The 13,091-nt window shown below is 64.9% G+C and carries 12 protein-coding genes; 9 read left to right on the top strand and 3 right to left on the bottom strand.

Features of this window, described 5'->3' with window-relative positions; genetic code table 11:
• Positions 1-81: 81 nt before the first annotated feature.
• Positions 82-1,119 carry an HAD family hydrolase gene (locus ACLI1T_RS01360; RefSeq protein WP_023025098.1) on the bottom strand — a complete coding sequence of 346 codons (1,038 nt, stop codon included), beginning with the start codon at positions 1,117-1,119 and terminating at the stop codon, positions 82-84.
• A gap of 98 nt (positions 1,120-1,217) precedes the next feature.
• Here ACLI1T_RS01360 and ACLI1T_RS01365 point away from each other — a divergent pair, with 98 nt between their 5' ends.
• The 9 genes from ACLI1T_RS01365 (at position 1,218) to ACLI1T_RS01405 (ending at position 10,627) form a co-directional block, all read left to right on the top strand.
• Positions 1,218-1,457 carry a glutaredoxin family protein gene (locus tag ACLI1T_RS01365; RefSeq protein WP_023025099.1) on the top strand — a complete coding sequence of 80 codons (240 nt, stop codon included), beginning with the start codon at positions 1,218-1,220 and terminating at the stop codon, positions 1,455-1,457.
• Between the two features lie 76 nt (positions 1,458-1,533).
• Positions 1,534-2,868: a glutamyl-tRNA reductase gene (locus ACLI1T_RS01370; RefSeq protein WP_023025100.1), complete on the top strand. Its 1,335-nt coding sequence runs from the start codon at positions 1,534-1,536 to the stop codon at positions 2,866-2,868.
• The gene (hemC, locus tag ACLI1T_RS01375; RefSeq protein ID WP_411702847.1) at positions 2,869-3,765 is read left to right on the top strand and encodes a hydroxymethylbilane synthase; all 897 of its coding nucleotides are present in this window, start codon (positions 2,869-2,871) and stop codon (positions 3,763-3,765) included. It abuts the gene before it with no gap.
• 209 nt (positions 3,766-3,974) lie between these two features.
• Positions 3,975-5,651 (top strand): uroporphyrinogen-III synthase, encoded by a 1,677-nt coding sequence (locus ACLI1T_RS01380; RefSeq protein WP_239268834.1) that lies wholly within the window; start codon positions 3,975-3,977, stop codon positions 5,649-5,651.
• 29 nt (positions 5,652-5,680) lie between these two features.
• Positions 5,681-6,664, top strand: a complete 984-nt coding sequence (hemB, locus tag ACLI1T_RS01385) for a porphobilinogen synthase (protein ID WP_411702848.1) — start codon at positions 5,681-5,683, stop codon at positions 6,662-6,664.
• Positions 6,665-6,673: 9 nt separating this feature from the next.
• Entirely contained in the window at positions 6,674-7,573 is a 900-nt protein-coding gene (locus ACLI1T_RS01390) for a hypothetical protein (protein ID WP_349853367.1), read from the top strand.
• Entirely contained in the window at positions 7,570-8,124 is a 555-nt protein-coding gene (locus tag ACLI1T_RS01395) for a tellurium resistance protein TerC (protein WP_349853365.1), read from the top strand. Before ACLI1T_RS01390 ends, ACLI1T_RS01395 begins: the two co-directional genes overlap by 4 nt.
• Positions 8,125-8,209: 85 nt before the next feature.
• A complete protein-coding gene (gene hemE, locus ACLI1T_RS01400; protein ID WP_349853363.1) occupies positions 8,210-9,244 on the top strand; it encodes a uroporphyrinogen decarboxylase in 1,035 nt (344 codons plus the stop codon).
• Complete coding sequence (locus tag ACLI1T_RS01405; RefSeq protein WP_349853361.1) at positions 9,245-10,627, top strand: protoporphyrinogen oxidase; 1,383 nt, start codon at positions 9,245-9,247, stop codon at positions 10,625-10,627.
• A 432-nt stretch (positions 10,628-11,059) separates the two neighbouring features.
• On the opposite strand, the gene ACLI1T_RS01410 is transcribed toward ACLI1T_RS01405, so the two are convergent.
• On the bottom strand, positions 11,060-12,100 hold the full coding sequence (locus ACLI1T_RS01410) for an HNH endonuclease signature motif containing protein (RefSeq protein ID WP_411702849.1): 1,041 nt from the start codon (positions 12,098-12,100) through the stop codon (positions 11,060-11,062).
• A 115-nt stretch (positions 12,101-12,215) separates the two neighbouring features.
• The gene (locus ACLI1T_RS01415; RefSeq protein ID WP_349853359.1) at positions 12,216-13,055 is read right to left on the bottom strand and encodes an NAD(P)-dependent oxidoreductase; all 840 of its coding nucleotides are present in this window, start codon (positions 13,053-13,055) and stop codon (positions 12,216-12,218) included.
• Positions 13,056-13,091 lie beyond the last annotated feature (36 nt).

A 13,091-nucleotide genomic window follows, 5' to 3' on the forward strand; every position in this document is an offset into this window, starting at 1 on the left:
TGCCTTAGCGCGGCGGCGGAGGCTTTCTGGTTTTAGGACCGGAGCTGCGTCTACGCTGAGAGCACTCCGCCCCGGAAGCCGTTACTTCCGGAAATAGCGCCAGCCGCCATAGGAAAAGGCGGCCGTGACAAGCGCTGGGAGGCCAAAGGCGCGGATGGCGCGGCGGATGGAGCGGTAGTCGCGGACGATCCAGCCGCGCTCCTCTGCGATGCGGCGCAGCTTGCGGTCCGGGTTGATGGCCACGGGGGTGCCCACCATGGTGAGCATGGGTATGTCATTGGCGGAGTCGGAGTAGGCGGTACACCGATCCAAATCGAGGCCCTCGATGGTAGCGAGGGCGGCCACGGCGTGCTTCTTGCCCGGGCCGTGGAGGATATCGCCCACCAAGCGGCCGGTGAATTTGCCGTCTTCTACCTCCGCGACGGTACCGAGGGCGCCGGTAAAACCGAAGCGACGCGCCAAGACCTGCGCGAGCTGGACTGGGGTAGCGGTAACCAGCCACACCTGTTGGCCGGCGGCCAGGTGCATCTCAGCGAGCTGCGTGGTGCCGGGGTACGCGCGGCGGGCGAGCGAGGCTTCGACGATTTCCTCGCAGAGATTGATGAGCTCGTCCACGCTGCGGCCTTTGACAAACTCCAACGCCTGCGCGCGGCCATCGGCAACGTCTTTTGCATTCTCCGCGCCAGAGAGGCGGAATTTTAGTTGTTTCCAGGCCACTGGGAGTATCTCAGAGATGCGGATATAGCGCCGACGGGCGAGCCCAAAGCCGAATTCCACCAAGGAGGAACCCTGAACGAGGGTATTGTCTACGTCGAAAAAGGCGGCGGCGCCGACATCGACGGGGACGTCCGGATCCTGGTCCGTAATGCGCTGGGAACCTGCGGCGTCATAAGAACCGGAGACGGAGGCGATGCCGGAGGCGAAGTCCTCGAGCTCGAGCCCAAACTCCTCCAAAGCTGCGGCAGCGGCCGCTTCACCTGCGGCGCGCTGTTCTTCCTCGCCCAAGGGGGCCAGCGCCTGATTTTCTAAGAAGTTGCGCAGATTACCGCGCGAGGCCGTCCAATTGGCCAAAAAGTCGCGGGGAGATTCGGGGAATCCGGGGGGAGGTATAGCGGACACGAGTGGGATAAACAGCTTTCGCAAACGCGGGGGTGGACTAACATGTCCATAGTAAACGTTTCCCCTGTCTGCGTCCTTATGAGGAGAATCCCGCCCCTATGTCCCAGCATGTAGTCGAGCTCATGGTGCGCCCCACCTGCGGTTCCTGTAAACGGGTAAAAGAGCAGATTACCCCCGTTATCCAGGCGGCCGGTGCCCAGCTTGAAGTGCGCAACGTGGAAGATAGCCGCGAGCTCGAGATGGAATTCGGTGACCGCGTTCCCGTTGTAGTGATAGACGGAGAAGAATTCGCCTGCTGGGAAGTTGATAACGAAGAGTTGGCCGCGGAGCTGCGCTGACGATTCGGGTTCCGCGCCCATGCGGGGTAGTCTTTGGAACCATTGCGGTCAATCAAAAGGTTGAGGAGTGTGGAGCATGAGCGTGCTTGTAGTGGGAATGTCCCACCAATCGGCACCCGTGGCGTTGCTGGAAAAATTGAGCATGGACGATGTGGTGCAGCATTCCGCCTGCGGGCAGTTGGTTGACGCCGAGTCCCTTACTGAGGCGATGATCATTTCCACGTGCAACCGCCTTGAGGTCTATACGGTGACCAATTCCTTCCACACCGGAGTGCAGGACGTCATCCGGGTGCTCAAGGATGTCTCCCACGTCGATGAGGAAGAGCTGCGCAATTACCTCTACGTGCGCTATGCCGATGCCGCCGCAGAGCATCTCATGTCCGTTACCTCCGGCCTGGATTCGATGGTGGTGGGCGAGCAGCAGATCATCGGCCAGGTGCGTTCCGCCTACCAGTCCGCCTCCGAGCAGGGCACGGTCGGCCCACGCATCCACGCTTTGGCGCAGTCCGCGCTGCGTGCCGGCAAGCGCGTGCACTCGGAAACGGAAATCGACAAGGCCGGCGTCTCGATGGTGACTTTCGCCTTTGACCAGGCGCTGCAGCGCCTTAATACGGAGGACCTGCAGGGCAAGTCCGCGCTCGTGCTGGGCGCCGGGGCGATGGCCTCGCTCGCGGCCACCCACGCAGGCCGGCTGGGCATCGGCGAGCTGGTGATTGCCAACCGCACCCGCGAGCGCGCCGAGCGCCTTGCCGGCCACGCTGAGGAGGCCGGGGTCCACACCCGCGTGGTGGATTTTGAGGATCGCGCCGCCGCGCTTGCCGATGTCGACCTCGCCATCTCCGCCACCGGCGCCGAGGGCTTTACCATCACCGCGTCCGACATTCCGCCCGCGCACCCGTTGATGCTCATTGATCTTTCCCTCCCACGCGATATCGATGACGCAGCAACGAAAATCGATGACGTGGACCTGGTGAATATCGAGCGCCTCAGCAAGTCCCTGTCTGCGGCAGCCACCGATGTCGCGGCCGGCACGGACCCGCACGAGCAGGCTCGCACCATTGTGGACGAGGAGCTTGCCGCCTATACCTCCGCCCAGCGCGTGCGCGATGTGGCACCGGCTGTTAGCGCCCTGCACCGCCGCGCGGCGGACCTCGTGGAGTGTGAGGCGGCCCGCCTGCAGCAAAAGCACCCGGAGCTAGAGGGCAAGCAGCTTGCCGATGTCCAAGGTGCCCTCAAGCGCGTCGCCGACAAGCTGCTGCATGAACCGACGGTGCGGGCGAAGAAGCTGGCGGCATCGGATAGCAGCTTTAGCAGCGAAAATGCCCTGCAGGAACTCTTTGGCCTGCAGCTGGAAGGCTCCGGCGTTGCCGTGGCCGTCAATGAATTGCCCACGCTGAACAAGGAGGCGTAAATGTTCCAGATTGGTACCCGAGGCTCCAAGCTCGCCACCACCCAGGCAGGACACGTCCGCGACTGGCTTATCGATGCCGGATTCGATTCCGAGCTCCACATCGTCACCACCGCGGGCGATACCAATATGGCCCCGGTCGAGCGCATCGGCGTGGGCGTATTCACCCAGGCGCTGCGTGAGGCGCTGTACCGCGGCGAATGCGATATCGCCGTGCACTCTTTCAAGGACCTTCCCACGGCCGAGGATGACCGCTTCCGCTTGGTCATTCCGCAGCGCCAGGACAGCCGCGAGGTGCTGGTCGCCCGTGACGGGATGACCTTGATGCAGCTGCCGGAAGGCGCGCGGGTGGGAACCTCGGCGCCGCGCCGCGTCTCCCAGCTGGCCGCCCTGCGCCCGGACCTGGAGATCCGCCCGCTGCGCGGCAATATCGATACCCGCATGTCCAAGGTGACCGACGGCGAGCTTGATGCCGTGGTGCTGGCCTATGCCGGCCTGCTGCGCGGCGGCTACGAGGATCGGGCGAGCGATATCTTCGATCCAGAATTATTCATGCCCGCCCCAGCCCAGGGTGCACTGGCCATCGAGGCCGCCGCCGGCACCGAGGCGGCCGCGGCACTGGACGCCATTGTTGATGATCAAGCCACCTCCGCTTCCCTTGCCGAGCGCGCCGTTCTCGCCCGGCTCGAGGCCGGCTGCACCGCGCCCGTGGCCGCTACGTCCCGCTGGAACGGCGATCAACTCACGGTGCGCGGCGGCGTCTTTGCGCTGGATGGTTCCCGCCAATTGACCGCCACCGCCTCCGGCGCTGCGACGGACGCAGCGGAAGCGGCGGAGTTGGGCACGCGGGTCTCTGATGAGCTTTTCGCCCAAGGCGCGGCCGAACTGCTAGGTCAGTAATTTCTACTTTAAGCGCTAATAATTTAAGGTGTAGATACCATAGATCATTTTTTGCAATGATACCCGGCCCCCTTTAAGGGCATCCCAGGACGTCGCGCCTGGGATTTTGGCCGTTATGACCTTGATACCCACCGACGGCGCGGGGAGAAACACTGCAGGCGATCATGTCCGTGTGCGGTGCCGCGGGCCCAGATCTAGAAAAGAACTTTATGAGCAATGCTGTGTCAGACACCCAGTTGGGCAAGATCGTCTTCGTGGGCGCTGGTCCGGGAAACCCAGACCTGCTGACCGTCCGCGCCCGCGAAGTTCTGGCCAATAACGCTATCGCCGTGGCCGATCCGCAGGTCATGCAGGGCGTGCGCGATGCCGTCGCCACCGCGCTGCCCGTCCCGCAAGAGCTGCTGGACGCCGCGGAAGAGGAATACGCGCAGATGTGCGCAGATGCCAAGGCCAAGGGCGCGCGCCGCAAGCCGCCCCGCCCGCCGGCACCGACCGCCGCGGTGCTCTATACACCGGGCGAGGACATCGTAAGCCAGCTGCGCGAGTGCCTTGCGGAGGCCGATGGCGAGGACGTCATCCGCCTCGTGACCGGCAACCCGCTCAACCGCGAATCCATCAAGACCGAGATCAACGCCGTGGCCTCCGCCGGCCTGGAATTCCAGGTCGTGCCGGGCATGTCCCTGCCCTCAACTGTGCCGTCCTTTGCCGGGCTGGCGCTCGGATCGACGTACACCGAAGCCGATGTCACCGATGGCGCCGACTGGGACGCGCTCGCCAATGCCACCCAGCCCATCGTCTTGCAGGCCACCAAGGAAGATTTGGCGGAGATTTCCACCGAGCTGCAGCAGCGCGGCATGCCGGCAGAAACCGAGGCTTTCGTGACCGTCCACGGCACCACGCGCCTGCAGCGCACGTACGAGACGACGCTGGGGACCATCGCCAAGCTGGACGCGGATTTGTCCGGCCCGTTGGTGGTCACGCTCGGCCGCAGCATCGATGACCGCACCAAGTACTCGTGGTGGGAAAACCGCCCGCTCTACGGCTGGCGCGTGCTGGTGCCGCGCACCAAGGAACAGGCCGGGCCCATGTCCGCGCGCCTGGCCGGCTACGGCGCCATCCCGCAGAACGTGCCGACGATTTCCATCGAGCCGCCGCGCAACCCGGCGCAGATGGACCGCGCCATCAAGGGCATCGTCGAGGGCCGCTACAAGTGGATCGTCTTTACCTCCGTCAACGCCGTGACCGCCGTGTGGGATAAGATTTCCCAGCTCGGCCTGGACGCGCGCGATTTTGCCGGCGTGCATCTTGCCGCCGTGGGCACCAAGACCGCCGATGCCATCCGCGCCAAGGGCATGGTGCCGGAGCTTTTGCCGCACAAGAAGAAGCAAAACGCCGAGGGGCTGCTCGATGTCTTTCCCAATTACGTCGAGGACATCGACGCCGTGAGCCGCGTGCTCCTACCGCGCACCGATATCGCCGCCGATACGCTTGTCGATGGCCTCCAAGCCCTCCAGTGGGACGTCGACGACGTCGTGGCCTACCGCACCGTGCGCGCCGCCCCGCCCTCGGCAGAAATCCGCGACATGATCAAGACTGGTGGCTTCGACGCCGTGGCCTTTACATCCGGTTCCACCGTGCGCAACCTGGTGGGCATCGCCGGCAAGCCGCACCAGCGGACGATCATCGCGTGCATCGGGCCATCGGCAAGCGCAGCAGCAGAAGAGCTGGGCCTGCGCGTCGATGTCGTGCCAGATGTTGCGGACGTGCCCGCGCTTGTCGATGCCCTCGCCAGCCACGTCGCCGCCCTCCGCGCCGCCGGTAACCTGCCCGCGCCCCGCAAGAAGCGTCGCGCGCGCAAGAAGACTACTAAGGTCGAGAAGGCGTAAGTTTTTAGTCTCGCTCTAAGGAGTACCCAATGAGCTCATTTCCTGCCCGCCGCCCCCGCCGCCTGCGCTCCACGCCGCAGATGCGCAACCTCGTCGCCGAAACCACGCTGCGCCCATCGGACTTAATTCTGCCGATGTTCATCGCAGACGGCCTCGATGAGCCGAACGAGATTTCTTCCATGCCCGGCGTGTACCAGCACACCTTTGACTCGCTGCGCCGCGCGACCGAGGAGGCCCTCGAGGCCGGTGTTACCTGCGTGGATCTCTTCGGCGTTCCGCTGGACAAGGACAAGGACGCCACCGGTTCCGTGGCCTGGAATCCCGAGGGCATTTTGAACCGCGGCATTTCCGCCCTGCGCGAGGAATTTGGCGATGACCTCATCATCATGGCCGATACCTGCCTCGACGAGTTCACCTCGCACGGGCACTGCGGTGTCCTCGATGACCAGGGCCGCGTGCTTAACGATGAATCCGTCCAGCTCTACCAAAAAATGGCCCGCTCCCAGGCCGAAGCCGGCGCGCAGATCATTTCGCCGTCTGGCATGATGGACGGCCAGGTTGCCGCCATCCGCGCCGATCTTGATGAAGCCGGGCGCGATGACGTGTCCATCATGGCATACTCCGCGAAGTACGCCTCCGCCTTCTTCGGGCCCTTCCGTGAGGCCGTCGGTTCTTCCCTGGAGGGCGACCGCCGCACCTACCAGCAAGACCCGCGCAACTTCCGCGAATCCCTGCTGGAGGCCGAGCTCGATATCGAAGAAGGCGCGGACTTCGTCATGGTCAAGCCGGGCTTGCCGTATTTGGATGTCTTGTCCGCAGTCGCGGAGACCTCCCCGGTGCCCGTTGCCGTCTACCAAGTCTCTGGCGAGTACGCGATGATCAAGGCCGGTGCCGCCAACGGCTGGGTCGATGGCGAGGCCATCATGCTCGAGTCGCTCACCGCCTTCAAGCGCGCCGGTGCCGACCAGATCCTGACGTACTTCGCCACCGAAGCCGCACGCCTGCTCAAGTAAAGGATTTTTGTGACACAGCCTTCTTCTCGTCCGTCGCCGCAGCCCGCTTCGCCGGAGCCGGGCGATCCGGGGCCGCAGCCTGGGTCGCCGCAGGCAGGGTCGCCTCAGGCCGGGTCGCCGCAGGCCGGCCGCCCGGGGCCACAGCGCGATAAGCAGCGAGAGCCTCAACGAGAATCGCGGCCTAAGCTGCAGCCTGGGCCGCCGCAGCCCGGTGACCCGCGTGACCAGCGCGGCAAGGGCTCGCAGGGCGGCGCCAAGCGCCCCGAGACTGTGGTCTACATGCTGTGGCTCTGGTTGGGCGTCGTCGCCGGCGAGACCGTCCACCAGATCCTCAACGTGGTGCTGACCCTGCTCAACCACGATGTGCTCATGGCGCAGGCCAAGCAGATGGTCGAAAGCACCTCGGGTGGCGAAGACGGCGAGGAAGTATCGGATTCCTTTATCGAAATGGCCGCCTATGGATCGGTGGCTCTGTCGGCCGCCATTGCCGTCGGCGTGTTGGTGCTGCTGCTCTTTTTGCTGAAGTCGCTGGCGGGGCCATCAAAACGCGCGGGCACCTCGCGCCGCATCTGGTTTGCCTTTTCCATTTACTTCGGTTTCCGCATCCTGCTGACCTTCATGGTCACGCCCGCGGGCGCTGACGTCCCCGACTGGCTCTTTGCCGCCGACGGCATGGTGCAAATCTTGGTCGGCGTCGCCGCCGTACTGGGGCTCATATTCTCCGTTAAGCCCGACACCCTCGACTACACCGGCGAGCTGGAGCAGATGCGCGAGCTGGAGAAGGAACTCGAGCAGGCGCGACGGGATAAGGAGCGCGAGAAACGCGAAAAGCAGGAGGCCAAGGAGAAGGGCGGCAGGGACAAGTCCTCCCAGCAATCGCTTGGCGATGACCACAAGGACAACCGATGACCAGCATGTTCCCCGGTCACGGCCGGCGCGATGATGACCAGAACGGCGGTTCTGCGGACAAGAATCATCGCCCAGGGCCTCGCGATTATAACCGCCCCGTGCAGAACACCACCCAGAATCAAGACCTGTCCGTGTGGCCGCGCCCGCTCCAGTGGGCGTACTGGGTACTCGTTGTTGCCGCCGTCATCATGCTGGTCAGCGGCATGGTCGGCATCTTCGGCGGAAGCGGCGAGCAGATGGAGCCTTCGGATTCGCGCATCGCCGAGTATGTGCAGTCGAACCGCCTTTTCGTCTCGGTATTTAATATCATCGGCGCGATCATTCTGGCGCTCTTTTCTGCCCAACTCGCCAACGGATCGAAGTGGGCGCGCCGCATTATCTCCCTCGTCATCGCGATTGCCCTTTTCTTCAACATCGCAGCCTTGGCGCTTGGTATCGGCGGGCTCGGCCTGCTGCTTATCGCCGTGACGCTGCTTATCGCGGTGGTTCTGCTCTTCCGACCCCAGTCCAACCGGTTCATTGCCCACCGCAGCCTCCACGGGCGGGGCTGACGGGCGCTGATCGTACGGTTGACGCGCGAGGGCAAAGGCGCGGCAAATTAGCCCCTGCTCCAACTTTTGATTCATAATGAGGAGTATGTCTCGACTTAACCGCGCCCCCATTATTGATGCCGCGCTCGGCCGCACCCCCTCCCGTCCGCCAGTGTGGTTGATGCGTCAAGCTGGTCGCTCCCTGCCGGAGTACCGCGCCGCCCGCGAGGGCATCAGCATGCTGGATTCTTGCTTCATGCCGGAACTCCTGGCAGAAATCACCCTGCAGCCGGTGCGCCGCCACGACGTGGACGCTGCCATTCTCTTTTCCGATATCGTGGTCCCGCTCAAGGCCGCCGGCGTCAACGTTGACATCGTGCCTGGGCGCGGGCCGGTGATGGAGAAGGCGGTGAGGGAGAAGGGGGACATCGGCAAGCTGCCTATTCTGGAAGCTGACGTGCCCGAAGTTGCCAAAGGCATTGCGGGCATCCTCGGCGAGCTGACCGAAACCCAAGCGCTCATCGGCTTCGTCGGCGCGCCATTTACCCTGGCCAGCTACCTTATCGAGGGCGGGCCATCCAAGAACCACGAGCGCACCAAGGCGCTCATGCACGCCGAGCCCGAGACGTGGCACATGCTCATGCGCCGGCTCGTGCCCACCATTATTAATTTCCTGCGGGTGCAGGTCGATGCCGGCATCGATGCCATGCAGCTTTTCGATTCCTGGGCCGGCTACCTCAACGAGCGCGACTACCGCGAGTTCGTGCTGCCGTATTCGCAGGAAATCCTGGCCAGCGTCGATATTCCGCGTATTCACTTCGGCGTGGGCACCGGCGAGCTGCTACAGGCGATGTCCGAAGCCGGCTCCGAGGTCATGGGCGTGGACTACCGCGTGGCCATGGACGACGCCGCCCAGCGCGTGAACTCGCGAGTGCTGCAGGGCAACCTCGACCCGGCGCTGCTTTTTGCCGGCGACGATGCCGTGCGCCAGGCCGTGCGCACCATCCGCGGCGAGGTCGAGCGCGCCCAGCAGCGCGGAGATATCGACACCCATATCTGGAACCTTGGGCACGGGGTGCTGCCCACCACCGACGCGGAGGCCATTACCCGCGCCGTATCCATCATTCACGAGGAGGGCTAAATGCGTATTGCCATCATCGGTGCCGGTCTCGCCGGCCTTACCGCCGCCTACGAACTGCGCGATCACGACGTCGAGGTTTTCGAGGCCGCCGGGCGCATCGGCGGCAAGCTGTATTCCGTGCCGTTTAATGACGGCCCCACCGACATGGGCGCCGAGGCCTTCCTCGCTCGGCGGCGCGATGCCGTGGAGTTCTTCCACTCCCTCGGCCTTGCCGGGAGTTTAGTTGACCCGTCAGGTTTGCGCTCGTTGGTCTACAGCGGGGAGCTCAAGGCCCTGCCGCAGGGCGGGGTGATGGGCATTCCGTCGCATTCCGCGCCGGTCGCGCACCTGGTTTCGGAGGAGACGGCGCGGCGCATCGATAACGAGCAGCCCTTCGAGTGGACCGTGGGCGGCGACGTTTCGGTCGGTGAGTTGGTGCGTCAACAATACGGCGGCGACCTAGTGGACCGCGTGGTTTCCGCGCTGCTGGGCGGAGTGTACTCATGCACCGCCGATGACCTGGGACTGCGCGCCACCATCCCCACGCTTGCCGATGCCCTCGATACCCTCGCCACCTCCGGTCCCGTCACCCTCTCTGCGGCCGTGCGCTCCCTCGAGGAAGCCCGTGCAGAGAACCCCAGCGCCGGCGGGCCCGTTTTCCAAACCTTCCGCGGCGGCTACGCCGAGGTTTACGAGACCCTGGCGGAAAAATCCGATGCGAAGATTTTCGTTGACACGTTCATTTCTGGCATCACGCGCGATGGCGATAAGTTCCGCCTGACCGGCGCGCCGGGCGATACCGAGCCCTTCGACCGCGTGCTGGTAGCTACCCCGGCACCGACTGCCGCGCGGCTGCTGCCCAAGGTGGCTCCGGACGCGGCGACGCGGTTGAAGGGGGTGAAGCTGGCGGCATCGGCAGTCGTGGGCCTCAAATTTGACTCCGACACCGATCCCTCCGGCACCGCGCTGCCGCAGAACTCCGGCATCCTCGTCGCCACCGACCAGGATGACGTGCATGCAAAGGCGTTTACGTTGTCATCGCGCAAGTGGCCCCACCTGGCAGAGCGCGGCGGGGCGCTGGTGCGTGCCTCGTTCGGCCGGTTCGGCGATGACGCCATCGTCCGCGCCGAGGAAGACGACCTCGTGGACTACGCCCTCGATGACCTGCAACACCTGACTGGCTTTGACGGCCGCGCGGCTGGCGTTGCCGAAATCTTCACCCAGCGCTGGTTCGGCGGCCTGCCGCGCTTTGATGCCACCCACCTCGACACCGTGGCAGCCGTGCGCGATGCCTTGTCCCAGTCCCCAGGTGTCGACGTCACGGGGGCTTGGGCCGGCGGCGTGGGCGTTCCTGCGGTCATCGCGGATGCGCGCGCTGCTGCCGCCCGCATCGCTGGCAGCTAGCTCGCGTGGTTGGCACCCGCATTTAGCATCAGAACCTGGTCTCGGCTGCAACTAGCGCCGGCTGCAACTGGCGTCGGTTGTAGCTAACGCAGTCGGTGGCTGGCGCTACCGGTGATTAAGAATCCCCGGCGGTCCCGTACTTGAACCGTGTCGCGGTCCGGAGCTGGAGCGCGACGGTTTTGGGCATGCCTAAACAGGCAGCAGGGTTACTGCTGCCTGAACAGGCGTTTGCGGCCGATTCCGCGCGTGCGGAAACCTGACATGCGCGCAGATAATTGGCATGTGTGAGGGCCTGTCCCTCGGCCGGGAATGGTGGCGGGACCTGGGCGCGAGGTTCCAGTGCTGGGAACCGGTGCTAAGAACCGGTGCTAGAAACCAGCGCTATGGGGCAGTGCCGGAAGTCCGTGCTGGGGCCTATGCTAGGTGCGAGCACTAGGTTTCGGCGCTCGGGTCGGGCACGGCTTCGGGCACGGTGTCGGCCCAGGGTGGTTGCCACACCACCCGCCCGCGCCTGCGGGCGAGGCGACCGCGGCGCGGCGGTGCATTCGGGTCGTCGTCGTTGACGCCGTTGTGGTACGGGCAGCAGGCTGCAAGGTTGGCCATATTGGTATCGCCGCCGCGCTGCCAGGCTTCCAGGTGGTGGATTTGGCACTTATCCGCGGGATAGTTGCACCGCGGCCACGGGCAGACGGGATTTTCGGCGGCGGCCATGAGCCGCTGTTTCTCGTTGGCCATACGCTCGGTGCGGTAGAGGTTTACCGCGCCCTCGAAGGGATGCACGAGGGTGATAAGGCCGCGCTCGGAAAGGGTGCGCGCGACCAATTCGGCGCCGGTGAGCCGCGCGCCGTTGGTGAGTTGGATGGTGATTTCTTCGCCGTCGCCATCGATGATGCGGTCGAGCTCGTCGAGCGTGATGACCGCATTGGTCGTCACCGTGGGGTGCGGGGCGGCGGAGCCGGAGAAAAGCCCCGCGACGGAGTCTAAGGGTGCATTTTCGTCCAAGTTGGACTCCAAGTCAGCGATGAGGGCGGAGGGCCCGGTAATCGCGAGCGTCCACGGCGCATCCTTGCGGCGGCGAATGCGCACGCCGGGGCGCGGCGGGGTGGGCGGATTAATCTCGCGCAGCTTCTTGCGCGCGAGCTTTTCCATCTCATCGGTATCCGCGGCGGTGCGGCAGAGCTCCACCCGCAGCTGCCATGCCTGGCGCTTGGTCTTGGCGCGAGTGGCGTAGCGCTCGATGACCTCGAGCGTTGGCAGCGCGTGGGCGCGTTCGCGAGCGGCGGCCACGGCGCGGCGTTGTTGCCGGGAAAAGGAGGTGGGGGAGAAGAAGGCATCGGCAAGCGTGAGCAGCGTGCGCGCCGTACGATTCGGCGCACCGGCCGCGCGCAGCTCGCGGGCGGACATGCCTGTGCACCCGGCGACGATGTCGATGCCGGGCGCCAGGGCCGCGAGGTATGCCTGAAGTGCTGTCATGCCCCGCAGCTTAAGGTGATAGCGCAACTAAAGCGCGGCGCGCGAGCGCAGCCTGTGGATAACTCGCCCGAAAAGCGCTAAAAGGCCGCGGTTCGTTGACGCGACATGTGAATAACTAGCCCTTATTGCGGAAAACGAAGATGGACGAGAAGTCCTGATTCCCGTGGCCCATGTCCTGCATCTCGGCGAAGCGCTCGATGGCAGCGGATACGGCGGGCAGGGGCTTATCGGAGGTCTTCTCCATGAGCTTGGCGTCCTTGGCCAGGGCGTCGACGGTGAAATCGCCGGGGTCGGTATTGCGTTCGCCGGTGATGAAGGGGCCTTTCATATTCGACATGAACGACAGGCCGGTGATGTCGAGCATCTGCAGGATGACCTCGGAATCGAGCCCCTCGGATTCGCCGAGCTGCAGGGCCTCGAGCAGGCCTTCGGCGGTCACGGCCAAGGCAAGGTTGGCCAGCAGCTTGCCGATGGCCGCCGTTGCCGCCGTTTCCACCCCAATCAGCTTCTCTTCGCCAGCCCAGGCCTCGGCAAGGCCGAGGGCGACCTCGCGGCGGTCATCGTCGGGCGTGCCGACATAAACGCCCAGGTTGCCCTCGCGCGCCGGGCCCAGCGAGCCCACGACGGGGGAGTGGACGTAGGAGTTGACGGCGGCGGCGAACTCGCGGGCATCGTCAGGCGAGACGGTGGTGGTGTCGATCCAGGTAATGCCCTCGGGGATAAGCTGCGGCTCGATGATCACCTCGCGGATCTGGTCGGGGCCGAAGAGGGAGGTGATGATGACCTCGGCGCCCTCGATGGCCGCGGCAGGGGTATCGGCGCGCGCCGCGCCCTCGTCCACGAGCGGTTGCGCGCGCTCAGCGGTGCGGTTCCACACCGTCAGCTCGTGCTCAGATAGTAGGTGGCGGGCAAGCTCGGTGCCCATGCGTCCGGTTCCTAAAAATGCGATCTTCATACCTCCCCAGTGTGCCATCTCAGCGGGAACGCCGTT

Source organism: Corynebacterium tuingiense (assembly GCF_046718165.1).
Lineage (GTDB): Bacteria > Actinomycetota > Actinomycetes > Mycobacteriales > Mycobacteriaceae > Corynebacterium.